General features: G+C 72.3%; 19 protein-coding genes. 9 read left to right on the top strand and 10 right to left on the bottom strand.

Going from position 1 to position 25,389, the window contains the following annotated elements:
* The 3 genes from E4U92_RS36660 to E4U92_RS18200 all read left to right on the top strand — a co-directional run.
* The coding region (locus E4U92_RS36660; protein WP_422070798.1) for a ComF family protein at positions 1 to 811 on the top strand (811 nt) is incomplete at its 5' end.
* 314 nt (positions 812 to 1,125) lie between these two features.
* Positions 1,126 to 1,818 (top strand): ribosome hibernation-promoting factor, HPF/YfiA family, encoded by a 693-nt coding sequence (hpf, locus tag E4U92_RS18205; protein ID WP_137301490.1) that lies wholly within the window; start codon positions 1,126 to 1,128, stop codon positions 1,816 to 1,818.
* 214 nt (positions 1,819 to 2,032) lie between these two features.
* On the top strand, positions 2,033 to 2,779 hold the full coding sequence (locus tag E4U92_RS18200; protein ID WP_137301489.1) for a response regulator: 747 nt from the start codon (positions 2,033 to 2,035) through the stop codon (positions 2,777 to 2,779).
* Positions 2,780 to 2,809: 30 nt separating this feature from the next.
* Here E4U92_RS18200 and E4U92_RS18195 read toward each other — a convergent pair whose 3' ends face one another.
* Both E4U92_RS18195 and E4U92_RS18190 read right to left on the bottom strand, forming a co-directional pair.
* On the bottom strand, positions 2,810 to 3,982 hold the full coding sequence (locus E4U92_RS18195; RefSeq protein WP_137301488.1) for a winged helix-turn-helix domain-containing protein: 1,173 nt from the start codon (positions 3,980 to 3,982) through the stop codon (positions 2,810 to 2,812).
* A gap of 187 nt (positions 3,983 to 4,169) precedes the next feature.
* Complete coding sequence (locus E4U92_RS18190) at positions 4,170 to 4,748, bottom strand: GNAT family N-acetyltransferase (RefSeq protein WP_137301487.1); 579 nt, start codon at positions 4,746 to 4,748, stop codon at positions 4,170 to 4,172.
* A 278-nt stretch (positions 4,749 to 5,026) separates the two neighbouring features.
* On the opposite strand from E4U92_RS18190, the gene secA reads away from it, so the two are divergent.
* Positions 5,027 to 7,843 (top strand): preprotein translocase subunit SecA, encoded by a 2,817-nt coding sequence (gene secA, locus E4U92_RS18185; protein ID WP_137301486.1) that lies wholly within the window; start codon positions 5,027 to 5,029, stop codon positions 7,841 to 7,843.
* Between the two features lie 102 nt (positions 7,844 to 7,945).
* Here secA and E4U92_RS18180 read toward each other — a convergent pair whose 3' ends face one another.
* The gene (locus E4U92_RS18180) at positions 7,946 to 8,557 is read right to left on the bottom strand and encodes an Rv3235 family protein (RefSeq protein ID WP_137301485.1); all 612 of its coding nucleotides are present in this window, start codon (positions 8,555 to 8,557) and stop codon (positions 7,946 to 7,948) included.
* 330 nt (positions 8,558 to 8,887) lie between these two features.
* Between E4U92_RS18180 and E4U92_RS18175 the strand changes: the two genes are divergently transcribed.
* Positions 8,888 to 9,403, top strand: coding sequence for a DUF6912 family protein (locus E4U92_RS18175; RefSeq protein ID WP_137301484.1), 516 nt, complete (start codon positions 8,888 to 8,890; stop codon positions 9,401 to 9,403).
* 48 nt (positions 9,404 to 9,451) lie between these two features.
* Positions 9,452 to 10,117 (top strand): HAD family hydrolase, encoded by a 666-nt coding sequence (locus E4U92_RS18170; protein ID WP_137301483.1) that lies wholly within the window; start codon positions 9,452 to 9,454, stop codon positions 10,115 to 10,117.
* A gap of 71 nt (positions 10,118 to 10,188) precedes the next feature.
* On the opposite strand, the gene E4U92_RS18165 is transcribed toward E4U92_RS18170, so the two are convergent.
* Entirely contained in the window at positions 10,189 to 10,755 is a 567-nt protein-coding gene (locus E4U92_RS18165) for a DJ-1/PfpI family protein (protein WP_137301482.1), read from the bottom strand.
* 663 nt (positions 10,756 to 11,418) lie between these two features.
* Here E4U92_RS18165 and E4U92_RS18160 point away from each other — a divergent pair.
* The gene (locus tag E4U92_RS18160; protein ID WP_137301481.1) at positions 11,419 to 16,395 is read left to right on the top strand and encodes an NAD-glutamate dehydrogenase; all 4,977 of its coding nucleotides are present in this window, start codon (positions 11,419 to 11,421) and stop codon (positions 16,393 to 16,395) included.
* Positions 16,396 to 16,472: 77 nt separating this feature from the next.
* Here E4U92_RS18160 and E4U92_RS18155 read toward each other — a convergent pair whose 3' ends face one another.
* Both E4U92_RS18155 and E4U92_RS18150 read right to left on the bottom strand, forming a co-directional pair.
* Positions 16,473 to 17,297, bottom strand: coding sequence for an ABC transporter ATP-binding protein (locus E4U92_RS18155; protein WP_137301480.1), 825 nt, complete (start codon positions 17,295 to 17,297; stop codon positions 16,473 to 16,475).
* Complete coding sequence (locus tag E4U92_RS18150; RefSeq protein WP_137301479.1) at positions 17,290 to 18,204, bottom strand: ABC transporter permease; 915 nt, start codon at positions 18,202 to 18,204, stop codon at positions 17,290 to 17,292. Before E4U92_RS18150 ends, E4U92_RS18155 begins: the two co-directional genes overlap by 8 nt.
* A 235-nt stretch (positions 18,205 to 18,439) precedes the next feature.
* On the opposite strand from E4U92_RS18150, the gene E4U92_RS18145 reads away from it, so the two are divergent.
* On the top strand, positions 18,440 to 19,066 hold the full coding sequence (locus E4U92_RS18145) for a TetR/AcrR family transcriptional regulator (protein WP_137301478.1): 627 nt from the start codon (positions 18,440 to 18,442) through the stop codon (positions 19,064 to 19,066).
* A gap of 31 nt (positions 19,067 to 19,097) precedes the next feature.
* Here the strand turns inward: E4U92_RS18145 and E4U92_RS18140 are convergent, their stop codons facing one another.
* Positions 19,098 to 19,592: a MarR family winged helix-turn-helix transcriptional regulator gene (locus E4U92_RS18140; RefSeq protein WP_137301477.1), complete on the bottom strand. Its 495-nt coding sequence runs from the start codon at positions 19,590 to 19,592 to the stop codon at positions 19,098 to 19,100.
* A gap of 132 nt (positions 19,593 to 19,724) precedes the next feature.
* Here E4U92_RS18140 and E4U92_RS18135 point away from each other — a divergent pair, with 132 nt between their 5' ends.
* The gene (locus E4U92_RS18135; RefSeq protein ID WP_137301476.1) at positions 19,725 to 20,138 is read left to right on the top strand and encodes an organic hydroperoxide resistance protein; all 414 of its coding nucleotides are present in this window, start codon (positions 19,725 to 19,727) and stop codon (positions 20,136 to 20,138) included.
* 30 nt (positions 20,139 to 20,168) lie between these two features.
* Here E4U92_RS18135 and E4U92_RS18130 read toward each other — a convergent pair whose 3' ends face one another.
* From E4U92_RS18130 to E4U92_RS18120, 3 genes are all read right to left on the bottom strand, one after another.
* A complete protein-coding gene (locus E4U92_RS18130; protein ID WP_137301475.1) occupies positions 20,169 to 21,740 on the bottom strand; it encodes a hypothetical protein in 1,572 nt (523 codons plus the stop codon).
* A gap of 144 nt (positions 21,741 to 21,884) precedes the next feature.
* On the bottom strand, positions 21,885 to 23,132 hold the full coding sequence (locus E4U92_RS18125) for a cytochrome c-type biogenesis protein CcmH (protein WP_137301510.1): 1,248 nt from the start codon (positions 23,130 to 23,132) through the stop codon (positions 21,885 to 21,887).
* Between the two features lie 26 nt (positions 23,133 to 23,158).
* Positions 23,159 to 25,375, bottom strand: a complete 2,217-nt coding sequence (locus tag E4U92_RS18120) for a bifunctional glycosyltransferase/CDP-glycerol:glycerophosphate glycerophosphotransferase (protein ID WP_137301474.1) — start codon at positions 25,373 to 25,375, stop codon at positions 23,159 to 23,161.
* Positions 25,376 to 25,389: the final 14 nt, after the last annotated feature.

Here is a 25,389-nt window from a genome sequence, read left to right as displayed (position 1 = left end):
CCCCCACCCCCACCCCCACCCCCTCCTCCTGGTCCCCGTCCCCTCCGCCCCCGCCGCCGTCCGCTCCCGTGGGCATGACCCCACGCGTCGGATCGCGCTCGCCGCGGCCGGTGCCCTGCGGCGGGCCGGGAGGCCGGCGCGGGTGGCGGCCGTGCTGCGGCAGCGGCGGCGGGTGTCGGACCAGGCGGGGCTCGACCGGCGGCAGCGGCAGGAGAACGTGCGGGGCGCGCTGGTGGTGTCGCCGGGCGGAGCGCGGCTGCTGCTCACGGGCGGGCCGGTGGTGCTCGTCGACGACCTGATGACGACGGGTGCGTCCCTGGCGGAGGCGGCCCGGGCCGTGCGGGAGGCGGTGAACGCAGCGGACGTAGCCGACGCAGAGTATGCGGTGGACGCAGCGCACACACCGCACACACCGCACCCACCGCACCCACCGCATGCACCGCACGCAGCGCACGCAGCGCACGCAGCGCACACACCGCATGCACCGCATGCACCGCACGCGGCAATCCTGCCCGCATACCCCGATGAGCAGGGCTCGTCACCTTCTGCGCGGGCCCTGCGGCGGGGGTCGGCGAGAAGTGTGCGGAGAGGCATCGGGTGGGGGGTCGCGGGGAAGAGTGGCGGTGGCGGGGGCGCGGCGGCGGAGGGAAGCCGTCGGACCGACGGGGACGCGGGCCGCGAGGCGGGATCCGCGGAAGGGATGAGTGCTGATGACGGGCCTCTCCGGGTACTCGGGGGACGGACCGGAGGGGTGGTCTTCGCGGCGGTGGTCGCCGCGTCGGCGGATTCCTTCGGAATGAAGAGGAACTGACCGTCAGGTCGTGTCGTTGCAGGTAATGAGAGGGTCAATTCACCTGAACGGAGGTACGCGGCAGTAGAGGGTGACGACATCCGTCCGGGCGAGATATGTTCGGTTGTGAGGGAAAGCCGCAGGCCAGACCTCGCTAATCCGAATGCGGTGCTGTGGTTTTCGCAATCACCCGCCGCACTGAGGGTGGACATCGCGCCCGCGGGGGAGGAGGAGGTGGACGTCACCGAGTCCGAGGTTCCGGGGCTCTCCGGGACCTGGTGCAAAAGGGAGATGCTCCGCCGGCGAAGCGGAGCGATCCGGGAACGGAGTTCTGCGTGGACATCGTCGTCAAGGGCCGCAAGACCGAGGTGCCCGAGCGGTTCCGCAAGCACGTGGCCGAGAAGCTGAAGCTGGAGAAGATCCAGAAGCTCGATGGCAAGGTGATCAGCCTCGACGTCGAGGTGTCCAAGGAGCCGAACCCCCGACAGGCCGACCGGTGCGACCGAGTGGAGATCACGCTCCGCTCCCGCGGTCCGGTGATCCGGGCGGAGGCGGCGGCCAGTGACCCGTACGCGGCACTCGACCTGGCGGCGGAGAAGCTGGACGCCCAGCTGCGCAAGCAGCACGACAAGCGGTACACGCGGCGCGGCACACGCCGGATCTCCGCGGCGGAGGTCGCCGACCACGTCCCGGGCGTGGCCACCCTCGACGGCAACGGCCAGGCGGTGCTGTCCGACGAGTCCGAGGGCGTGCCCACCAAGAAGATCGGTTCGCTCGAGGTGCAGGGCGACGGCCCGCTGGTGGTGCGGGAGAAGACGCACGTGGCCGCCCCGATGACCCTCGACCAGGCTCTCTACGAGATGGAGCTGGTCGGGCACGACTTCTATCTGTTCGTCGACTCCGAGACCAAGGAGCCGAGCGTCGTCTACCGGCGACACGCGTACGACTACGGTGTGATCCACCTGCGCACGGACACGATGGTCACCCAGGGCAACTCCGCCGAGTCGGGCGGCACGCTGGGCGGCTGACCCGCGCCGTCGACGGCCCGGCCGGTGCCCCTGGAGCGCGTGTGCGCCCCCAGGGGCACCCTCGTGCGACGCCGTGCGACCCCTTCACGCTCCGCTGCGTCGCCGCGTTGTCGTCCGGGCATGGAATCATGGCCCGAGCGGCCCAACCGGTGGGTCGCTGCCTTGGGTTGGCGACGGCGCAGGACCACGGCCACAGCCTTCAGGGGGAGGAACGATGGCGGACAGCTTCGGACCGATGCGGGACGGGGGCGCCGGCGACGGCGTCGTCGGCATGGGCCCGGAGGCGGGCACTCCACGCAAGGAGCCCATCCGGGTTCTCGTCGTGGACGACCACGCCTTGTTCCGTCGCGGTCTGGAGATCGTGCTGGCGGCCGAGGAGGACATCCAGGTCGTCGGTGAGGCGGGGGACGGTGCCGAGGCCGTGGACAAGGCGGCCGACCTGTTGCCCGACATCGTGCTGATGGACGTGCGGATGCCCAAGCGCGGCGGTATCGAGGCGTGCACCTCCATCAAGGAGGTGGCTCCCAGCGCGAAGATCATCATGTTGACGATCAGCGACGAGGAGGCCGATCTCTATGACGCGATCAAGGCGGGTGCGACGGGTTATCTCCTGAAGGAGATTTCCACCGACGAGGTGGCGACCGCGATTCGCGCGGTGGCCGACGGGCAGTCGCAGATCAGTCCGTCGATGGCGTCGAAACTGCTCACCGAGTTCAAGTCGATGATCCAGCGGACCGACGAGCGCCGGCTGGTGCCGGCGCCGCGGCTGACGGACCGTGAGCTGGAAGTGCTGAAGCTGGTGGCGACCGGAATGAACAACCGGGACATCGCCAAGGAGTTGTTCATCTCCGAGAACACCGTGAAGAACCACGTGCGCAACATCCTGGAGAAGCTGCAGTTGCACTCCAGGATGGAGGCCGTGGTGTACGCGATGCGGGAGAAGATCCTCGAGATCCGCTGAGCCTCGTGCGGAGCGGGCCCGTCTTTCGGATCAGGCCAGCAGGCGGGCGAGTTCCGTGGTGAGGGGCTCGCGGAGTTCCGGGGTGTCGACGCGTTCCACGCGGACGTCCGTGCAGTCGACCCAGCCGGCCGCCTCGACGAGGGCCTGGGCGACGGCGGGGACGGCCTTGCGGTGGTCCACGGTCACCTGCCGGGCGACCAGGGTCCTGCCCTCGCGGGCCGGGTCGACGCGTCCCACGAGCCGGCCGCCGGCCAGCACCGGCATGGCGAAGTAGCCGTGGACGCGCTTGGGCTTGGGGACGTAGGCCTCCAGGCGGTGGGTGAAGCCGAAGATCCGCTCGGTTCGGGCGCGTTCCCAGATCAGGGAGTCGAACGGCGACAGCAGGGTCGTGCGGTGGCGGCCGCGCGGCGGTGTGGCGAGGGCCGCCGGGTCGGCCCAGGCGGGCTTGCCCCAGCCGTCCACGGTGACGGGGACCAGGCCGGAGTCGGCGATCACGGCGTCGACCTGTTCGGCCTTCAGACGGTGGTAGTCGGCGATGTCGGCGCGGGTGCCGACGCCGAGGGACTGGCCGGCCAGGCGGACCAGGCGGCGCAGGCACTCGGTGTCGTCGAGGTCGTCGTGCAGCAGGGGGGCGGGGACGGCGCGCTCGGCGAGGTCGTAGACGCGCTTCCAGCCGCGGCGTTCGACGCAGACGACCTCGCCGTACATCAGGGCGCGTTCCACGGCGACCTTGGTGCCGGACCAGTCCCACCACTCGCTGGTGCGCTTGGCGCCGCCGAGTTCGGTGGCGGTGAGGGGGCCTTCGGTGCGCAGCTGCTTGATGACCTGGTCGTACACGCCGTCGGGGAGGGTGTGGTGCCACTGCGGGCGGTGGCGGTAGGCGCGGCGGCGGAACGCGAAGTGGGGCCACTCCTCGATGGGGAGGATGCACGCGGCGTGCGACCAGTACTCGAAGGCGTGGGTGTCCGTCCAGTACGCCTGTTCCACGGTGGCGCGGCCGACGGCGCCGAGGCGGGCGTAGGGCACGAGTTCGTGGGAGCGGGCCAGAACGGAGATGGTGTCGAGCTGGACCGCGCCCAGGTGGCGGAGGACGCCGCGGACGCCGGCCTTGCGGTCGGGGCTGCCGAGGAAGCCCTGGGCGCGGAGGGCGATGCGGCGGGCGTCGTCCGCGGAGAGCTCGGTCTGGGGGCGCGGGGTGGTCATGGCTCGCACGATAGGCGGCGGCACTGACATAGCGGAGTGACCTGGGCGTTTTTCAGTGCCCCTCCATGCCCCCGTGCCCCTCAGCCCACCCGCCCCTCAGCCCCCTCGAGCGCCCCTGGCTGCCGGCCGGTGCCCCTCGGTCGGCCGCCGGCCCCCCTCGGTCGGCCGCCGGTCCCCCCAGCTCGGCTCAGCCCGGGTCGGCCCGGTGCGGCAGGTAGGGCGTCGTGGACGGCAGGCCGAGGTCGGTGGGCAGGAGGGAGGCGATCCAGCAGTCGCGGCGGGTGCCCCGGTGGTCGAGGGCCGAGCGCAGGACGCCCTCGAGGGTGAAGCCGGCGCGCCGGGCGACGGCGCGCGAGGCGGTGTTGCCGACCTCGGCGCGCCATTCGACGCGGTCGGCGGCGAGGTCGGTGAAGGCCCAGCGGGCGGCGGTGAGGGTGGCCTCGGTGGTGTAGCCGCGGCCGCGGTGCTCCTTGTCCGTCCAGAAGCCGACCTCGGCGGTGCCGGGGGCGCGCCGGGTGAGGCTGAGGGCGCCGGTGAGGGTGCGGTCGGGCAGGAAGACGCCGAAGGTGAACATCGTGTCGCGGGCCCAGCCGTCGGGGACCAGTTGCTCGGTGAAGGCACGCGCGTGCTCGGGGAGGTAGGGGGAGGGGATCGCCGTCCAGCGCTGGATGTCCGGGTCCTGGGCCGCCGTGTACACCGCGTCGGTGTCCCGGGGGGTGAGCGGGCTGAGGACGAGGCGGTCCGAGGTGAGGGTGACGGGGTCCATCGGGTGATTGTGGGGGGCGGGGCGTCGGCGCGTCATCCCCTTACTAGGGGTGAGGGAGTGATCACGATTCGCGCACATTCGTTTGGCGGGGGCGGCACCATCCGGGGGGCCCGGCCGTTGTCCTGGGTGAAGGAGATCCGATCAGCGGGCGCGCATCCGTGTGCGGTCCTCGGCACGGCAGGCCTCCCGGCGTGGCGGGGTCCTCGCATACGATGGCCGTTGCTCAGTCAGTCACCACCCGACCGTCCCAGGCCCGACCGGCAAGGAGACCAACCCCCGTGTCCGTCCTCTCGAAGATCATGCGTGCAGGCGAAGGCAAGATCCTGCGCAAGCTGCACCGCATCGCGGACCAGGTCAACTCCATCGAAGAGGACTTCGTCGACCTCTCCGACGCCGAGCTGCGGGCCCTCACCGATGAGTACAAGCAGCGGTACGCCGACGGGGAGAGCCTGGACGACCTGCTGCCCGAGGCGTTCGCCACGGTGCGCGAGGCGGCCAAGCGCGTCCTCGGCCAGCGGCACTACGACGTGCAGCTGATGGGCGGCGCCGCGCTGCACCTCGGCTACGTGGCCGAGATGAAGACCGGTGAGGGCAAGACCCTCGTCGGCACGCTGCCCGCGTACCTGAACGCGCTGTCGGGTGACGGCGTCCACCTCATCACGGTGAACGACTACCTGGCCGAGCGCGACTCGGAGATGATGGGCCGCGTCCACAAGTTCCTGGGTCTGAGCGTCGGCTGCATCCTCGCCAACATGACTCCGGCGCAGCGCCGCGAGCAGTACGCGTGCGACATCACGTACGGCACGAACAACGAGTTCGGTTTCGACTACCTGCGCGACAACATGGCGTGGGCGAAGGACGAACTCGTGCAGCGCGGCCACAACTTCGCGATCGTCGACGAGGTGGACTCCATCCTCATCGACGAGGCGCGCACGCCGCTGATCATCTCGGGTCCGGCGGACCAGGCCACGAAGTGGTACGGCGACTTCGCCAAGCTGGTGACGCGGCTCAAGCGCGGTGAGGCGGGCAACCCGCTCAAGGGCATCGAGGAGACCGGCGACTACGAGGTCGACGAGAAGAAGCGCACGGTCGCCATCCACGAGTCCGGTGTCAGCAAGGTCGAGGACTGGCTGGGCATCGACAACCTCTACGAGTCGGTCAACACGCCGCTGGTGGGCTACCTGAACAACGCCATCAAGGCGAAGGAGCTCTTCAAGAAGGACAAGGACTACGTCGTCATCGACGGCGAGGTCATGATCGTCGACGAGCACACCGGCCGTATCCTCGCCGGCCGCCGCTACAACGAGGGCATGCACCAGGCGATCGAGGCGAAGGAAGGGGTGGACATCAAGGACGAGAACCAGACGCTCGCCACGATCACCCTGCAGAACTTCTTCCGCCTCTACAAGAAGCTGTCCGGCATGACCGGTACGGCGATGACCGAGGCCGCCGAGTTCCACCAGATCTACAAGCTCGGCGTGGTCCCGATCCCGACGAACAAGCCGATGATCCGCAAGGACCAGTCGGACCTGATCTACCGGACCGAGGTTGCCAAGTTCGAGGCGGTCGTCGACGACATCGCCGAGAAGCACGAGAAGGGCCAGCCGATCCTGGTCGGCACGACGTCGGTCGAGAAGTCGGAGTACCTCTCGCAGCAGCTCAGCAAGCGCGGCATCCAGCACGAGGTGCTGAACGCCAAGCACCACGAGCGCGAGGCGCAGATCGTCGCGCAGGCGGGCCGCAAGGGCGCCGTGACGGTGGCGACGAACATGGCCGGCCGTGGTACGGACATCAAGCTCGGCGGCAACCCCGAGGACCTCGCGGAGGCGGAGCTGCGCCAGCGCGGCCTGGACCCGGAGGAGCACATCGAGGAGTGGGCCGCGGCGCTGCCCGCCGCCCTGGAGCGGGCCGAGCAGGCCGTCAAGGCGGAGAAGGACGAGGTCGAGTCGTTCGGCGGGCTGTACGTGCTGGGCACCGAGCGGCACGAGTCGCGCCGTATCGACAACCAGCTCCGCGGTCGTTCCGGCCGTCAGGGCGACCCGGGCGAGTCCCGCTTCTACCTGTCGCTGGGCGACGACCTGATGCGGCTGTTCAAGGCGCAGATGGTCGAGCGCGTGATGTCGATGGCGAACGTCCCGGACGACGTGCCGATCGAGAACAAGATGGTGACGCGCGCGATCGCGTCCGCGCAGTCGCAGGTCGAGCAGCAGAACTTCGAGACCCGCAAGAACGTCCTGAAGTACGACGAGGTGCTCAACCGGCAGCGCGAGGTCATCTACGGCGAGCGGCGCCGCGTCCTGGAGGGCGAGGACCTGCAGGAGCAGATCCAGCACTTCATGGACGACACGATCGACGCGTACGTGCAGGCCGAGACCTCCGAGGGCTTCCCCGAGGACTGGGACCTGGACCGGCTGTGGGGTGCGTTCAAGCAGCTCTACCCGGTGAAGGTCACCATCGAGGAGCTGGAGGAGGCGGCCGGTGACCGGGCGGGTCTGACGGCCGAGTTCATCGCCGAGTCCATCAAGGACGACATCACCCAGCAGTACGAGGCGCGTGAGGCGCAGCTCGGCTCGGAGATCATGCGCGAGCTGGAGCGCCGGGTCGTGCTGTCGGTCCTGGACCGCAAGTGGCGCGAGCACCTCTACGAGATGGACTACCTCCAGGAGGGCATCGGTCTGCGCGCGATGGCGCAGAAGGACCCGCTGGTGGAGTACCAGCGCGAGGGCTTCGACATGTTCCAGGCCATGATGGACGGCATCAAGGAGGAGTCCGTCGGCTACCTGTTCAACCTGGAGGTCCAGGTCGAGCAGCAGGTCGAGGAGGTCCCGGTCGAGGACGCCCAGCCGGTGGCCGACCTGGAGAAGCAGGACTCCGTGCCGGCGCAGGCGGGTGCGCGTCCGGAGATCCGCGCCAAGGGCCTGGACGTGCCGCAGCGGCGCAACCTGCACTTCTCGGCGCCGACCGTGGACGGCGAGGGCGGCACCATCGAGGGTGACTTCGCCGGTGACGACGAGCCGGTGCGCTCCGAGGCCGACGGGCTGACCCGCGCGGAGCGCCGCAAGCAGGCGCGGGGCGGCCGCCGCCGCAAGAAGTAGCCGCGCCGGGCAGTCGTCGCGAGCGTGTGAGGGCCGGTCACCCCTGGGGGTGGCCGGCCCTTCGCGTGCGTGCCGGCCGGCGGGTGCGCGCGGGCGGCCCGGTCAGTCGTCCTCGGGGTGGGGGCGGGGGCCGCCGAGTTCGACGGCCGTGCAGCGCCAGCGGTGGTCGGTGCCGCGTTCCAGGCGGAAGGCCATGGCGCGCAGCCGGTCGCCGGCGCGGATGCGGGCGAAGACCTCGACGGCGCCGGGGCGGACCTCGTAGTGGCCGATGTCGCGGACGACGGGGCGGGTGCCGTGCGGGGTGCGTAGGGGGCCGTGCTCGGCGAGGCGGACCAGGTCGTCGTAGGCGCGGCCGAGGGTGTGCCGGAGCATGGCGTGCACGGGCTGCCGGCCGCTGAGGACGGCGAGCAGGCGCTCGGCGAAGACGTCGGTGGTGGTGGGCTGCGGCGGCGCCCCTCGTCCCGCCGGGGCGGCCCCGGCGGCCCTTGTGGGGGTGCCGGACGGGGTGGTGGGGCGGTTGTCGGCGGGGCGGGTGCGGTGGGCGGCGCCGGGGCCGGCCGGCGGGCGGTCCCCGGCGGCGGTCGTACGGGCGGTGCCGCCGCTGGGTGTGCGCGGCGGGGCGCCGCCGGGGCGGCCGGAGTCGCGGCGGCCCGGCGGGCGGGTGGCGGCCCGCGGTGCGGGGCGGCGCTGGCTCCTGGTCATGACCTTGTTCATGTGATCCCCGTGATCTGGTGCGCGAGGGGAACTCGGCGCAATCCGGTCGGTACCGGTCGGTAACTGGACGCGGTGGTCGATCTTGTACGGGGTCGGCGAGGGGGAGGGCAAGCAAGGGTGCCGTCGTGGCGGAGGCCCGGGGAAGTTCACCTATCAGAGTGACGAGGAGCGTGCTCCGGCCCATGAGGGAGCGGGCGGGCCGGGTGAACGGCGGGCGCCGGGTGGACGCCCGCCGAGGCGCGGGGCCAGACCCGAAAGGGGACGCCCGCACGGCGGCCGCACGTATTCTGGAGGCCGTCCGAGAGCCCCCGACCCACGAAAGCGGCTGCCATGCGCGTGTACGTCCCCCTGACCCTCCCCGGGCTCGCCGAGGCGCACAGGACGGGGCAGCTGGGGTCCGGGCCGCTCGTCGCGTACGCCGTCACGCCGGGGCTGCGCGAGTGGTACCTCTCCGACGACATCGAGGAGCTGGAGTACGCGGCGCTCAGCCGGGCCGCGCTGGCCTCGCTGCGGCTGCTCGCGGCGGACCCGGGGGCACCGCGGCGGCGCGTCGTGGTCGCCGTCGACGTGCCGGACGGGGCGGCGGCGTCCGACCCGGACCGCGGCCTCGACCCGGCCGCGCTGGGCGAGGTGCGGGTCGCCGGGGCCGTGGCGCTGGCCAAGGCGGCGTCCGTGCACGTCGACGCGGCGGACGCGGAGGGGGACGTGGCCGCCGCGGCGGACGCCCTGCCGGCCGCGGACGGCGGCGACGACGACGCGCAGTTCGTGGTGGACGGGGCCGAGGACCACGAGCTGCTGTGGTTCGCCACGCAGGAGATCGCGAACCTGGTGGGGTCGGGCGGCTGAGCGTCCGCCACCTCCCGGCTGTCGGTGGGGGCGGGTACGTTTGCGGACATGGGGATGCAGACTGGGGCGCACATCGTCTGGGACTGGAACGGCACGCTGTTCCACGACAACGAGGCGATCATCGGGGCGACGAACGCGGCCTTCGCGGAGCTGGGGCTGGAGCCGATCACGCTGGAGCGGTACCGGGCGCTGTACTGCGTGCCGGTGCCGAAGTTCTACGAGCGGCTGATGGGGAGGCTGCCCACGGACGCCGAGTGGGAGGTCATGGACGCGGTCTTCCACCGGTACTACGCCGAGCGGCGGGCGACCTGCGCGCTGACCGAGGGCGCGGCGGAGCTGCTCGCCGGGTGGCTGTCGGCGGGGCGCAGCCAGTCGCTGCTGAGCATGTACGGGCACGACGACCTGGTGCCGCTGGTGCGCGGGTTCGGCATAGAGCCGCACTTCCTGCGGGTCGACGGGCGGGTCGGGCCCTCCGGGGGCAGCAAGGCGGAGCACATGGTGCGCCACCTCCGGGCCCTCGCGGCGGTGGACCCGGGGCGGACCGTGGTGATCGGCGACGCCGCGGACGACGCGGTGGCCGCGCTGCACGTGGGGGCGCGGGCGGTGCTGTACACCGGGGGTTCGCACGGCCGGGCCAGCCTGGAGGCGGTGGGGGTGCCGGTGGTGGACAGCCTGGCGGAGGCCGTGCAGGTGGCGGAGGACCTCGCCGCGTGACCCCTGTGCCCTGACCTCCGGCCCCGGACTCCCGACTTCGACTCCTGGCCTCAGACCCCCGCCCCCCGGCCTCAGGTGACCGGGGCCTTGGCGCGCAGGACGGTCAGGAACTCGCGCATCCAGGCCGGGTGGTCCGGCCAGGCGCGGGACGACACCAGGCCGCCGTCCACCACCGCCTCGGTGTCCTGGAAGGTCGCGCCGGCGGTCTGCATGTCGATCTCCAGCGCCGGGTAGGCCGTGACGCGGCGGCCGCTGAGGGCGTCCACGGCGGCGGTCAGCAGCGGGCCGTGGCAGATCTGGGCGACCGGCTTGTCGGCGTCGAAGAACGACTTGAGGATCTTGCGCAGCTCCGGGTCGTTGCGCAGGTACTCGGGGGCCCGGCCGCCGGGGACGACGACGGCGGCGTAGCGGCCGGGGTCGACCTCGGAGAAGGCCAGGTCGGCGGGCCAGGTGTAGCCGGGCTTCTCGGTGTAGGTGTCGAAGCCGTCCTCGAAGTCGTGGACGACGAACCGGAGCTTCTTGCGGGTGGGGGCGGCGATGTGGACCTCGTAGCCCTCTTCGCGCAGGCGCTGGTAGGGGTAGAGGACCTCCAGGGACTCCGCTGCGTCGCCGGTGACGATGAGGATGTTCGTGGGCACGGCGGCCTCCTCCTGCCGGGTGGTGGTACGGGCACCGTGCCGCCCCGGCGGCGCTGTGCCAAGGGGCCGGTGGCCGATTTCAGCCTGGCCCCTCCGGGGGGCCGCGGCCACTTTTCGGTTCGGCGGGCCGCTCCCTCCCGGTTCGGCCGGGCGTGGCCCGGCCGGCCGTGCGAACGTCGTCCTCCCGTGCGTCACTTCCGTCCCGGAGGCGCCCCCTGCACCTCACCCCCGTCGCCACCCCTGTGCAGAACGTCAAAGTTCCCGCCCCTGTTTTGTACACATACGGCTCATGACGGGGGGCCCGGGAGGGGCGATAGCCTGGTGGCGTGATCAGCGCGATAGTTCGCGGGGGTGCTGTTGCCCCTGCCCTGCGCCCGGTTCGCACGGAGTGTCTCCGTGACCGGGCGGCGGTCGCTGGTCCTCGCGGGCGGGACGAGGGATCGAGGGATCCCCGGACGCCGTACACCCTGGACGAGCGGGACGCGCGAAGCCGCACCGCCGGCGTCGGGGCGTCGGACATGGCTGATAACCCCCCGCTCATCTCATCTCTCGGCATAGCGTCGGAACAGACCGGAGACCCCGTGTCGCGGCGTCACGCCGAAGGGACCGAGACCGTATTTCCTTCTACGTCACGCAACGGCGCGCGACAGGAGCCAGAGGACAATGCAGACCAAGCTGGACGAAGCCAAGGCCGAGCTGCTCGAGAGGGCCGCCCGGGTCGCTGAGAACAGCCCGGTCGGGGGGCACCTACCGACCGGGACGACGAGCGAGGGCAGCGCGCCGGACACCCCGGACGGCCCGGACGCCCCCGACCACGAGTCGGTGCTGTCGTTCCTCCAGCGCTACTACCTGCACACCGCCCCCGAGGACCTCGGCGACCGCGACCCGGTCGACGTGTTCGGCGCAGCGCTCTCGCACTACCGGCTCGCCGAGAACCGGCCGCAGGGCACCGCCAACGTGCGCGTGCACACCCCCACCGTCGAGGAGAACGGCTGGACGTGCAGCCACTCCGTGGTGGAGGTCGTCACCGACGACATGCCCTTCCTCGTCGACTCCGTCACCAACGAGCTGACCCGCCAGGGCCGCGGCATCCACGTCGTGATCCACCCGCAGTTCGTGGTGCGCCGTGACGTCACGGGCAAGCTGATCGAGGTGCTCGGCGCACCGGCCGCGGCCGCCGGGCTGCCGCACGACGCGCACGTCGAGTCGTGGATCCACGTCGAGATCGACCGGGAGACCGACCGGTCCGACCTCAAGCAGATCACCGCCGACCTGCTGCGCGTCCTGTCCGACGTCCGCGAGGCCGTCGAGGACTGGGAGAAGATGCGCGACGCCGCGCTGCGGATCGCCGACGGCCTCCAGGACGAGACGGTCCCCGGCGACCTGCCCGGCCCCGACCTCGACGAGGCCCGCGAGCTGCTGCGCTGGCTGGCCGCCGACCACTTCACCTTCCTCGGCTTCCGCGAGTACCAGCTCCGCGAGGACGACTCGCTGGCCGCCGTGCCGGGCACCGGGCTGGGCATCCTGCGCTCCGACCCGCACCACTCCGGCGAGGAGAGCCACCCCGTCAGCCCGTCCTTCGAGCGGCTGCCCGCCGACGCCCGCGCCAAGGCCCGCGAGCACAAGCTGCTCGTGCTGACCAAGGCCAACAGCCGGGCCACCGTGCACCGGCCCTCGTACCTCGACTACGTCGGCGTGAAGAAGTTCGACGCGGACGGCAACGTCGTGGGGGAGCGGCGCTTCCTCGGGCTGTTCTCCTCCGCCGCGTACACCGAGTCGGTGCTGCGGGTGCCCGTGGTGCGCCGCAAGGTCGAGGCCGTCCTGAAGGGCGCCGGGTTCTCGCCCAACAGCCACGACGGGCGCGACCTGCTGCAGATCATGGAGACCTACCCGCGCGACGAGCTGTTCCAGACGCCGGTCGGCGAGCTCCAGGCGATCGTCACCTCGGTGCTGTACCTGCAGGAGCGGCGCCGGCTGCGGCTGTACCTGCGCCAGGACGAGTACGGCCGCTACTACTCGGCCCTCGTCTACCTGCCGCGCGACCGCTACACCACCGGGGTGCGGCTGCGGATCATCGACATCCTCAAGGAGGAACTGGGCGGCGTCAGCGTCGACTTCACCGCCTGGAACACCGAGTCGATCCTGTCCCGGCTGCACTTCGTGGTCCGCGTCCCGCCGGGCACCGAGCTGCAGCAGCTCAGCGACGGCGACAAGGAGCGCATCGAGGCGCGGCTGGTCGAGGCCGCGCGCTCCTGGGCGGACGGGTTCGCCGAGGCGCTGAACGCCGAACTCGGCGAGGAGCGTTCCGCCGAGCTGATGCGCCGCTACACCCACGCCTTCTCCGAGGGCTACAAGGCCGACCACTCCCCGCGGGCGGCCGTCGCCGACCTCGTCCACCTCGAACGGCTGGACCAGGACAACGACTTCGCGCTCAGCCTGTACGAGCCGGTCGGCGCCGGCCCCGACGAGCGCCGCTTCAAGATCTACCGCAAGGGCGAGTCGATCTCGCTGTCCCGGGTGCTGCCGGTGCTGGCCCGCCTGGGCGTCGAGGTGATCGACGAGCGGCCGTACGAGTTGCGCTGCGCGGACCGCGCCAACGCCTGGATCTACGACTTCGGCCTGCGCATCCCGCGGGCGCTGCTCGCCAAGGCGGCCAACGGCGGCGACTACCTCGCCGACGACGCGCGCGAGCGGTTCCAGGAGGCGTTCGCCGCGACCTGGACCGGCAAGGCGGAGAACGACGGCTTCAACGCCCTGGTGCTGAGCGCCGGGCTGTCCTGGCGCCAGGCGATGGTGCTGCGCGCGTACGCGAAGTACCTGCGCCAGGCGGGGTCCACCTTCAGCCAGGACTACATGGAGGACACCCTCCGCAACAACGTCCACACCACCCGGCTGCTGGTCTCCCTGTTCGAGGCGCGGATGTCGCCGGACCGGCAGCGCGCCGGGCACGAGATCGTCGACGCGCTCCTCGAGGAGCTCGACGCGGCCCTGGACCAGGTGGCGTCGCTGGACGAGGACCGCATCCTGCGGTCGTTCCTGACCGTCATCAAGGCGACGCTGCGCACGAACTTCTTCCAGACCGCCTCGGACGGCAAGCCGCACGACTACGTGTCGATGAAGTTCGACCCGCAGGCCATCCCCGACCTGCCCGCGCCGCGCCCGGCGTTCGAGATCTGGGTGTACTCGCCGCGCGTGGAGGGCGTGCACCTGCGCTTCGGCAAGGTCGCACGCGGTGGTCTGCGCTGGTCCGACCGGCGTGAGGACTTCCGCACGGAGATCCTCGGCCTGGTCAAGGCGCAGATGGTGAAGAACACCGTCATCGTGCCGGTCGGCGCCAAGGGCGGCTTCGTCGCCAAGCAGCTCCCCGACCCGGGCGTGGACCGCGACGCGTGGATGGCGGAGGGCATCGCCAGCTACCGCACGTTCATCTCGGCGCTGCTGGACATCACCGACAACATGGTGGCCGGCGAGGTCGTGCCCCCGGCCGACGTGGTCCGGCACGACGAGGACGACACCTACCTCGTGGTCGCCGCCGACAAGGGCACCGCGACCTTCTCCGACATCGCCAACGAGGTCGCCGAGTCGTACGACTTCTGGCTCGGGGACGCCTTCGCCTCCGGCGGCTCGGCCGGCTACGACCACAAGGGCATGGGCATCACCGCGCGCGGCGCCTGGGAGTCCGTGAAGCGGCACTTCCGCGACATGGGCGTCGACACGCAGGCGGAGGACTTCACGGTCGTCGGCATCGGCGACATGTCCGGTGACGTGTTCGGCAACGGCATGCTGCTGTCGGAGCACATCCGCCTGGTCGCCGCCTTCGACCACCGGCACATCTTCATCGACCCGGCCCCGGACGCGGCCACCTCCTACGCCGAGCGGCGCCGCCTGTTCGAACTGCCGCGCTCCAGCTGGGCCGACTACGACACCGGCCTGCTGTCGGCCGGCGGCGGTGTCTTCCCGCGCACGGCCAAGTCGATCCCGCTCAACGGCCACATCCGCGCGGCCCTCGGCATCGACGAGAAGACCGCCAAGATGACCCCGGCGGACCTGATGAAGGCCATCCTGCGGGCGCCGGTCGACCTGCTGTGGAACGGCGGCATCGGCACGTACGTCAAGGCGTCGACGGAGTCCCACGCGGACGTCGGCGACAAGGCCAACGACGCCATCCGCGTCGACGGCGCCGACCTGCGCGTCAAGGTCGTCGGTGAGGGCGGCAACCTGGGCCTGACCCAGCTCGGCCGGATCGAGTTCGCGCTGCAGGGCGGCCGGATCAACACCGACGCCATCGACAACAGCGCGGGCGTGGACACCTCCGACCACGAGGTGAACATCAAGATCCTGCTCAACGGGCTGGTCTCGGACGGCGACATGACCGTCAAGCAGCGCAACAAGCTGCTCGCCGAGATGACCGACGAGGTCGGCCGCCTCGTCCTGCGCAACAACTACGCGCAGAACACGGCGATCGCCAACGCCCTCGCCCAGTCCAAGGACATGCTCCACGCCCAGCAGCGCTTCATGAAGCACCTGGTGCGCGCGGGCCACCTGGACCGGGCGCTGGAGTTCCTGCCGACCGACCGCCAGATCCGCGAGCGGCTCGCCGCCGGCCACGGCCTGACCGGGCCGGAGACGGCCGTGCTGCTGGCGTACACGAAGATCACGGTGTCGGACGAGCTGCTGCACACCTCGCTGCCCGACGACCCCTACCTGCGCGGGCTGCTCTACGCGTACTTCCCGACGGCGCTGCGCCAGGAGTTCGCCGAGCAGATCGAGAACCACCCGCTGCGCCGTGAGATCACCACGACCGTGCTGGTCAACGACACGGTCAACACGGGCGGTACGACGTACCTGCACCGGCTGCGTGAGGAGACCGGCGCCTCGCTGGAGGAGATCGTGCGGGCGCAGACCGCGGCCCGGGCGATCTTCCGCTCGGCGCCGGTGTGGGACGCGGTCGAGGCGCTGGACAACAAGGTCGAGGCGGAGGTGCAGACCCGCATCCGGCTGCACTCGCGGCGCCTGGTCGAGCGCGGCACGCGCTGGCTGCTCAACAACCGGCCGCAGCCGCTGCAGCTCGCCGAGACGGTGGAGTTCTTCTCCGAGCGCGTCGAGCAGGTCTGGCAGCAGCTGCCGAAGCTGCTGCGCGGCGCGGACCTGGACTGGTACCAGCAGATCCACGACGAGCTGACCGGCGCGGGCGTGCCGGACGAACTCGCCACGCGCGTGGCCGGGTTCTCCTCCGCCTTCCCGACGCTGGACATCGTGTCGGTGGCCGACCGCATGGGCAAGGACCCGCTGGACGTCGCCGAGGTCTACTACGACCTCGCCGACCGGCTGCACATCACCCAGCTCATGGACCGCATCATCGAGCTGCCGCGCGCGGACCGCTGGCAGTCCATGGCCCGCGCCTCCATCCGCGAGGACCTGTACGCGGCCCACGCGGCGCTCACCGCGGACGTCCTGGCCGTCGGCAACGGCACGTCCACGCCCGCGCAGCGCTTCACGGCGTGGGAGGAGCGCAACACGGCGATCCTGGGCCGGGCGCGCACGACGCTGGAGGAGATCCAGGGCTCGGAGACGTTCGACCTGGCCAACCTGTCGGTGGCGATGCGGACGATGCGCACCCTGCTGCGGACGCACTCCTAGGGAGCACGACGCAGGGGCGCCCCGGGCCGTGCGGCCCGGGGCGCCCCTGCGCGTGCGGTGTGCGGCTGCCGTGCGGGTCAGGCCGCCTTGGGCTTGGGCTTCTTCTTCCCATCGCCGGTGAACTCCTCGTACGCCTTGATGACGTCCTCGGCCGGGCCGTCCATGCGCAGTTCACCGCGCTCCAGCCACAGCGCCCGCTCGCAGGTCTCCAGGATCGAGCTGTTGCTGTGGCTGACCAGGAACACCGTGCCGGCGTGCTCCCGCATCTGGCGGATGCGCTCGGCGGACCGCGACCGGAACTTGGCGTCGCCGGTGGCGAGGGCCTCGTCGATGAGCAGCACGTCGTGGTCCTTGGCGGCGGCGATGGAGAAGCGCAGCCGCGAGCCCATGCCGGACGAGTAGGTGCGCATCGGCAGCGAGATGAAGTCGCCCTTCTCGTTGATGCCGGAGAAGTCGACGATCTCCTGGTAGCGCTCCTTGATCTGCTCCCGGGTCATGCCCATGGCCAGACCGCCCAGGTAGACGTTGCGCTCGCCGGTGAGGTCGCTCATCAGGGCGGCGTTGACGCCGAGCAGGGACGGCTGGCCGTCGGTGTAGATCTTGCCGCGCTCGACGGGGAGGAGGCCGGCGATGGCCTTCAGCAGGGTGGATTTGCCCGAGCCGTTGGTGCCGATCAGCCCGATCGCCTCGCCCTTGTGGGCGACGAACGAGACGTTCTTCACGGCGTGCACGATGCGGGTGCCGGCCGCCTTCTCGCTGGCCTTGCGCCGCAGCATGCGGTTGAGGGCGGCGGTCGCCGAACCCCGGCCGCCGGTGGTGCCGTTGACGCGGTAGACGATGTCGACGCGGTCCGCGATGACAGTGGGGATCCGCTCGTCGGTGAGCGCGGTGTTCTCAGCCACGGCCGTACGTCTCCTCAGCCTTCCAGAAGTAGATGAAGCCACCGACGCCCGCGAACAGGGCCCAGCCGATCGCCCAGGCCCACACGTGCGGGGGGAGCTGGCCGGCGTGGAAGCTGTCGATGAGGGCGAAGCGCATCAGGTCGATGTAGACGGCGGCGGGGTTGGCCCGCAGCACGTCGTCGAGCCAGACGGGCCAGCCGTGGTGCTGCTTGAGCAGGTTGTCGATGCTCCACATGACGCCCGAGACGTACATCCAGGTGCGCAGGACGAACGGCATGAGCTGGGCGATGTCGGGGGTCTTGGCACCGATCCGGGCCAGGACCATCGACACGCCCGCGTTGAAGACGAACTGGAGCACCAGGGCCGGGACCACCAGGACCCAGGACACCGCCGGCGGCACGCCGACCGCGAGGAGGATGACCGCCAGGACGGCCATCGAGAACATCAGCTGCTGGAGCTGCTGGATGCAGAACGAGATCGGCAGCGCCGCCCGGGGGAAGTGCAGGGCCCGCACGAGGCCGATGTTCCCCGAGATCGCGCGCGTGCCCGCCATGATCGAGCTCTGCGTGAAGGTCCACACGAACACGCCCGTGACCAGGAAGGGGACGTAGTCCGGGACGCCGCGCTTGGTCCCCAGCAGGACACCGAAGATGAAGTAGTAGACGGCCGCGTTCAGCAGGGGGGTCATGACCTGCCAGAGCTGACCGAGCTTCGCCTGGCTGTAGGTGGCGGTCAGCTTGGCGGTGGCGAAGGCGCTGATGAAGTGGCGGCGGGCCCAGAGCTGGCGGATGTACTCGGGCAGTGAGGGACGCGCGCCGCTGACCGAGAGACCATGACGGGCCGCGAGGGCCGCTAGATCCTCGTGGGCGGCCGTCGCGTTGGGCGGTGTGTCGAGTACCTGGCTCACATCCGCTGCTTTCACTCGGGGGTGGGGGTGCGTCCGGTACCCGCCCGGCGTTCCTACGTTCTCTTGACGTGCTCTTTGCGTCGGGACGGGTCCGTATCGTCGTAAGGAGCGTAGGGCCAGTGGGCGTCGGAACGCAACCGTTTCGACGTAACGCGGACGTCAGAACGGTACCGTATCGTCGTGATGTTGGCGACAGGACGGGACCGTATCGTCGCAACGCCCTATGCTGGGTCGCATGACGACCAACGCCGACGGACCCCAGACGCGTCCGCGCCGCCGGACCCCCGCCGGAGCGGCCGTGCTGCGCGAGGACGTGACGGAGGCCATCCGGGCGGCCGTGTTCGAGGAGCTGGCGTCCGTCGGCTACGCCCGGATGTCGATCGAGGGCATCGCCCGCCGGGCCGGCGTCGGCAAGACCGCGGTCTACCGCCGCTGGCGCTCCAAGCTGCACCTGGTCCTCGACGTCGTGTCGGCGATCGCCGTGCAGGGCCTGCCCGCGCCGGAGACCGGCAGCCTGGAGGGCGACCTGCGGGTGCTGTACGAGGTCACGTCCCGCGCGCTGCGCCACCCCGTGGCCTCGCAGGTCATCCCCGACCTGCAGGCGGAGGCGGCCCGCAACCCCGACATCGCGGAGGCGATGCAGAAGACGCTGCGCGAGGGGCAGGAGGGCGTCGCCGTGAAGATCCTCGCGGCGGCCGCGCGGCGCGGCGAGATCAGCGCCGGCGCCACCGACGAGCTGGCCCTGGACATCATCTCGGGCCCGCTGTACTGGCGCTCCGTGGTGATCCGCAGCCCCAAGCTCCCCAAGGGCTACCTCGGCGCCCTGGCCCGCGCCACGGCGGGGGCCCTCAAGGCCCTCTGAGCGCCGCTCCCCGCGCCCGGGGCGGGCCCGGCTAGCGCTCCTCGGCCGCCGCGTCCAGCGCCCGCGTGAGGACGTCCAGGCGGTCGCGCAGGTCGCGGATCTCCTCGACGTCTAGGTCCGTGGCCGCGACGATGCGCCGCGGCACCTGCTCCGCCCGCTCGCGCAGCTCCGCGCCCTCCCGGGTCGGCCGCACCACCACCGAGCGCTCGTCGCGGGCGCTGCGCTCGCGCACCACCAGGCCGGCCGCCTCCAGCCGCTTCAGCAGCGGGGACAGCGTGCCGGAGTCCAGCCGCAGGTGCTCGCCCAGCTTCTTGACGGGCAGTTCGCCCTCCTCCCAGAGCACCAGCATGACCAGGTACTGCGGGTAGGTCAGCCCCAGGTCCTTGAGGACCACGCGGTACACGCCGTTGAAGGCGCGCGAGGCGGCGTGCAGGGAGAAGCAGATCTGGCGGTCCAGGCGCAGCCAGTTCTCCTCGCCGGAGGGGGCGGTGCCGGTGGCCGGGGCGGAAGCGGGCGTCGGGGTCATGCCCCCAGGGTAGCTCCGGCCGCCTTGATTGGTTGTGCGCAATTGAATTGTGTGCTCTACTTGTCGTCGTGCGGGGCCACCGGGCCCCCGGGCCGCACCCCGGCCCACGCCGACTCGAGAGGGATGGTTTCCATGGACGCGCTCTACACCGCCGTCGCCACCGCCACCCACGGCCGGGAGGGCCGCGCCGTCTCCTCCGACGGCACGCTCGACCTCGCGCTCGCCGCGCCGCCGGAGCTGGGCGGCAGCGGTCAGGGCACCAACCCCGAGCAGCTCTTCGCCGCCGGGTACGCGGCCTGCTTCGGCAGCGCCCTCGGCCTCGTCGGCCGCCAGGCCAAGGTCGACGTCAGCGACGCGGCCGTCACCGCCGAGGTCGGCATCGGCAAGCAGGGCGAGGGCTTCGGCCTGAAGGTGACGCTGCGCGTCGAGCTGCCCGACACCGTGGACGAGGCCACCGGCCGCAAGCTGGTCGAGCAGGCCCACCAGGTCTGCCCCTACTCCAACGCCACCCGGGGCAACATCGACGTGGACCTCGTCATCGAGTAGTCCCGCCCCCGCCCCGGGGGCGGCACCGGGTCAGCCGACCCGGGCCAGCACCTCCCCGGTGCGCCGGCTCCAGTCGACCACCACCGCCTCCGGGGGAACCGGGTGCCAGCGTGTCAGCAGCAGCCAGCGCACCCGGTACCGGCGGGCGACGGCGACCCGCTCGGCGCGCGACGAGCCGGGCGAGAGGTAGGCCCGCACGTCCGCCACCCGCCGCAGCCGCTGCCCCTCGTCTAGGGAGGCGTCCGGCCAGGCGGGCGCCGCGAGGTCCGGCCCGTACCCGGCGATCGCGTGGACCGCGTAGTACCCGTCCGTGATCACCGCCTCGCCGGGCCGGATGTGCCGCGCCGCCCAGTCGTACGACGGCCAGCGCGGCGGCTGCTCGAAGCCGACCGGGTCCAGCGAGCGCGGCACGACCGCCCCCGCCTGCACGGTCAGGAACCCGGTGCAGGCCGCCACCGCCGCGAGGGCCCCGAGCACCCGGCGCCCCGGCCGCCACGGCCGGGGCGCCGCCAGTTCCACGGTCAGGGCGAACTGCGGCGCCACCAGCGTCAGCCCGAGGATCCGGCCGTAGGTGTAGTGCCCGCTCGCCCAGCCGTACGCCACCACCAGGCAGTCCGCGGCGAACATCAGCACCAGCGGGTCCCGCGCCGAGCGGCGCGCCCGCGCCCACAGCGCCGGCAGCCCGGCCAGCGCCAGCCAGAAGTGACCGGCGAGCCCGTCGTACAGCCGCCGGTGCATCGCGTCGACGCTGTCGTCCCCGGCGAGCGCGAGCACGTCGAAGTACGGCCACGGCACGGCCACGGCGAGCGCCACCCCGGCCGTCAGCGCCCACCGTGCCAGGACCCCGCCGCTCCAGCCGCGCTGCCACCCGGCGACCAGGGCGAGCGCGCCCAGCACCGCCGCCACCGCCGTGATCGGGTGCACCAGCAGCACCAGCCCGTACAGCGCGCCCAGCGCCGCGAACCCGGCCAGGCCGCGCAGCCCGCTCGGCCCCACGAACCGCACCCGGCGCGGGTCCCGCGCCCGCTCGCCGGTCAGCGCCCACGCCCAGAACGCCAGCCCGATGGCGAAGGTGGAGGGGTAACCGAGGTTGCCGGTCATCGACATCAGGCCCAGGTAACCGCTCCACCAGGCCCGCTCGGTGCCCCACAGCAGGGTCATCGCGGCCAGCGCCAGCACCGGCGCCCAGGGCCGGGGGGTCAGCACCCGCACGAACCGGCCGACCCCGGTGAGCAGCACCAGCAGGTTCACCGGTCCGGCGACCCGCACCACCTGCCAGCCGCCGAGTCCGGTCAGCCGGGCGAACGCGCCCTCGGCCACCGCGTACGGCGAGTAGTACGGGCTGCCCGCGCCCGGCAGGTCGGCCATGGGATGACGGGGGGCCAGCAGGTGCGCCTTCAGCCGTTCCACGACCGCCGCGTGCTGGCCGGCGTCGCAGCACAGCGGGACCCGCCAGTACGCCAGCGTCATCACCAGGAAGAACAGGAATCCGACGGCCTGGTACGGACTCGGCCGCCACGTCCGGCCGCCGCGCAGCGCCGTCGCACCGCGCGCCACCCGGCGGGTGAGGACACCGGTGGCCGCACCGCTCGGGCCGATCATCGGACTGCGGGGATCAGGGACATCAGGGGCATTGGCCGTATGTTCCCGCCGGGGTCAACGGCCTTGCCTTCCGTCACCTCATCGAGTGAGCCCGTCCGGCGCATTCGCCGCGTGAGTACCGCACGCCACGCGCCGTCCGGCCCCTCACCGCGCCGCCCCGACCGCGGCGCCCTCCCGCCGTTCCCGGGCCGGACCCGGCACCAGGCCCCGCACGACGGGCCGCAGCAGCAGCGGCAGGCCCAGCGCCGGCAGCAGCCAGGCCAGCACGATCAGCCGGTCGCCCCAGATGGCGACGTCGGGGTGGCCGGCCTGGGTGAGGAACCCGGTCCCGGCCGCCGCCACCACCAGCACCCCGAACGCCCGGTCCCGGCGCAGCGCCCCCCACGCACCGCCCGCCAGCGCCGCCAGGAACAGCGGCTCCCAGAGCTGCCGTCGCGCCCACTCGATCCAGAAGTTGAGCTGGAGCCGGAAGAACTCCGGCCACGGGTGCAGCCGGTCCGGGCGGGAGAAGTGGGCGGTGAGCAGGTCCTGCACGCTCTCCGCCTCCGACGGGTAGTGCAGCAGCCGCGCCAGCAGCAGCGTGCCCAGCACCCCGCAGCCGCCCGCCACCGCGAGCGCCCGGTACGGCCGCGACCCGCGCCGCCGGACCACGACCACCAGCGCGCCGGCCGCCAGGCACAGCCCGAGGAACAGCGCCTGCGAGTGCTTCACCGCGAACAGGGCCGCCAGCGCCCCGCCCACCAGCCACACCCCGGCCCGCACCCGCCCCGACACCGCCAGGGCGCAGCCCCACAGCGCGGCCAGGGTCAGCGCCAGCATCAGGCCCTCCGTCATCGGCCGCATCGCGGTCGTCCCGCACGGCAGGACGTAGTACAGGCCCTGGCCGGTCAGGCACGCCCACGGGGGCGCCCCGCGCGTGCGCAGCACCAGGAACGCCAGCACCCCGCCCGCGACGGTCACCGCCACCCCGGCCGCCCACAGCCCCCACGTCACCCCGAACGCGGTGACGAACGGGACGAGGAACACCGGGTAGCCCGGCCGCACCTCGAAGATGCGCATGAAGCGCTCCGGCATGAACGGCACGGTGTGCCCGCCCGTCTGGCCCGCCCTCAGCCGGGCGTCGACCGTGCGCCACTCCGCCGCCCGGCACTCGGCCATGATCCGGGGGGTCGGGTCGCCGCGGTGGAAGCGGACCACGTCCACGTTCTGCCGGCGCAGCGCGATCGCGGCCCGCCCCGCGCACGCGTAGTCGATGGTCGCCGCCGCCGCGGCCCGCTTGTCGTCCCCGCGCAGCGACAGCGCGTACGCCAGGTAGTTCTTGGTGTCGGGGGTGTCCCGGCCGGTGACGTTCGCGAGCTGGGACACCGCGAACAGCGCGGCCAGGACCAGCATCCAGGCGCGCGGCCCCGGTCGCCCGCTCACCTGGCCGCGAGCAGGTCGCCGCCGACCGCCGGACCGGGCACCCGGACCGCGGCGCCCGGCTCGGGCATCGGTTCGCCGAGCAGCAGCGTCCGCACGACCCGCTCGGCGGCGCGGCCGTCGTCGTACGCGCAGAAGCGGGACCGGAAGGCCGCCCGCAGCCGGGCCGACTCCTCGTCCCGCCAGGAGCCGGAGGCGAACAGCCGCACCAGGTCGTCGTGGCCGCGCGTGACGTGGCCGGGCGGTTCGGCGGTGATGTCGAAGTAGGCGCCCCGGCTCGCCGTGTACGCCGGCCAGTCGTCGGCGTGGACCACGATCGGCCGGTCCAGGTTGGCGTAGTCGAACATCAGGGCCGAGTAGTCGGTGACCAGGACGTCCGCGGCGAGCAGGACGTCCTCCACGTGCGGCTCGTCGGTGGCGTCCACGACGACCCCGCGCCGGTGCAGCTCGGACAGGCCCATGCCGCGCGCCGGGCCGGTCGCCAGGGACGGGTGCAGCCGCACCACCAGGGTGTGTCCCTCGCCCAGGTCGGCGGCGAGGCGGGCCAGGTCGAGCCGCTCGACGTGGCCGCCGCGCCGGTACTCGCGGCGGGTCGGCGCGTACAGCACCACCGTGTGGCCCTCGGGCACGCCGAGCCGGGCGCGCACCGCGCGGGCCCGGTCCCGCGGCGGGTCCACCAGGACGTCGTTGCGGGGGCTGCCCGAGCGCACCGACGTGAAGTGGCAGGGGTAGGCCCGCTCCCACACCAGCTCCGAGTGCTCGTTGGCGACCAGGCTGTAGTCCCAGCGGTCGGCGCGGCGCAGCATCTGCGGCACGTCCACGCCGAGCCGGGCGCCGGGCTTGTCCAGCAGGTCGGCCCCCATGTACTTCAGCGGGGTGCCCTGGTGGGTGTGCACGTGCACGCTGCCCGCGCGCTTGACGAGGGACCCGGGCCAGTTGACGTTGTTGACGAAGTACGTGGCCCGCGCGCTCAGCCGTCGGTACGCGGGGGAGTCCAGCAGGACGTGCTCGACCCCCTCGGGGAGCCGCGCGGCCGTCTCCTCGTCGCGCACCACCCACACCCCGCGCAGCTGCGGGGCGATCTCCCGGGCCTTGCGGTAGACCGCGGCCGGGTCGCCCAGCACGCCCCGGTGGGAGAACGCCGAGTACAGCACCAGGTGCGGGTCCAGCGGGCGCCGCGCCTGCACGGCCGTCAGCCCCCGCAGCGCCCGGGCCCCGGCAGCGGCGCGCGCCTGCGCCCCGCGCCGGGCCAGCTCCCGCCCGGCCCGCCCGGCCTGCCGGCGCACCCGGTAGGCCGCGTACGGGCCGCGCAGCACACCGAGGTCGGCGGGGAACGGCTCCCCGGCCGGCCGGTGGCGGCGCATCAGCTCGGCGGTGCGGCGGAAGAACTCGCCCTTGTCGGCGGGCGGCAGCCGGTCCGGCTTGGACAGGATGTCCAGGCAGTGCTCGCCCATCTTGCGGTGCAGGTAGGGCAGCCAGGACGCCAGCTCCGGGCGGGAGCCGACGAAGGCGAAGACCCGCTCGTACTGGTCGTGGATGTCGAAGTGCTTGCGGCTGGTGGTGGACAGGATGTTGCCCTGCCGGCGCTGGCGGTAGTTCAGGCAGATCCGGTCGAGCGTCGCGATCCGCCCGGCGCTGAGCATCACCGGGAACGTCCACGGGGTGTCCTCGTAGTAGCCCGGCGGGAACGCGAAACCGTGTTCCTCGACGAAGGCGCGCCGGTACACCTTGTTCCACACGACCATCAGCAGGTCGAGGATCTCGGGCCGCTCGGCGGCGGTGAACGTCGCGTCGGTCGCGGACAGCAGCTCGGCGAGGGCGTTGCGGCGGGTGCCGCCCCACCAGTAGGTGCGGGCGTAGTCGAAGACCAGCACGTCCGGGTCACCGGCCTCGTCGAGGCGGTCGGCGAGGGCGGCGAGCGCGCCCGGGGTGAGGGTGTCGTCGCTGTCGAGGAAGAACAGGTAGTCGCCGGTGGCGTGCGGCATCCCGGCGTTGCGGGCCCGGCCGAGGCCCGCGTTCTCCGGCAGGTGCAGGGCCGTCACGCGCGGGTCGCGGGCCGCGTACTCGTCGAGGATCTCGCCGCAGGCGTCGGGTGAGCGGTCGTCCACGGCGATCACCTCGATGTCCCGGAAGGACTGCTCCAGGACGGAGTCGAGGCATTCGCGCAGGAAGCCCTGCACCTTGAAACAGGGGACGATGATGCTGAAGCGGGGCACTGCGGGGGTCAGCT

The sequence above is a fragment of the Streptomyces galbus genome, assembly GCF_005280195.1.
Lineage (GTDB): Bacteria > Actinomycetota > Actinomycetes > Streptomycetales > Streptomycetaceae > Streptomyces > Streptomyces galbus.
The sequence above is the reverse complement of the archived record's forward strand: the minus strand, read 5'-3'. Positions and strand labels throughout refer to the sequence as shown.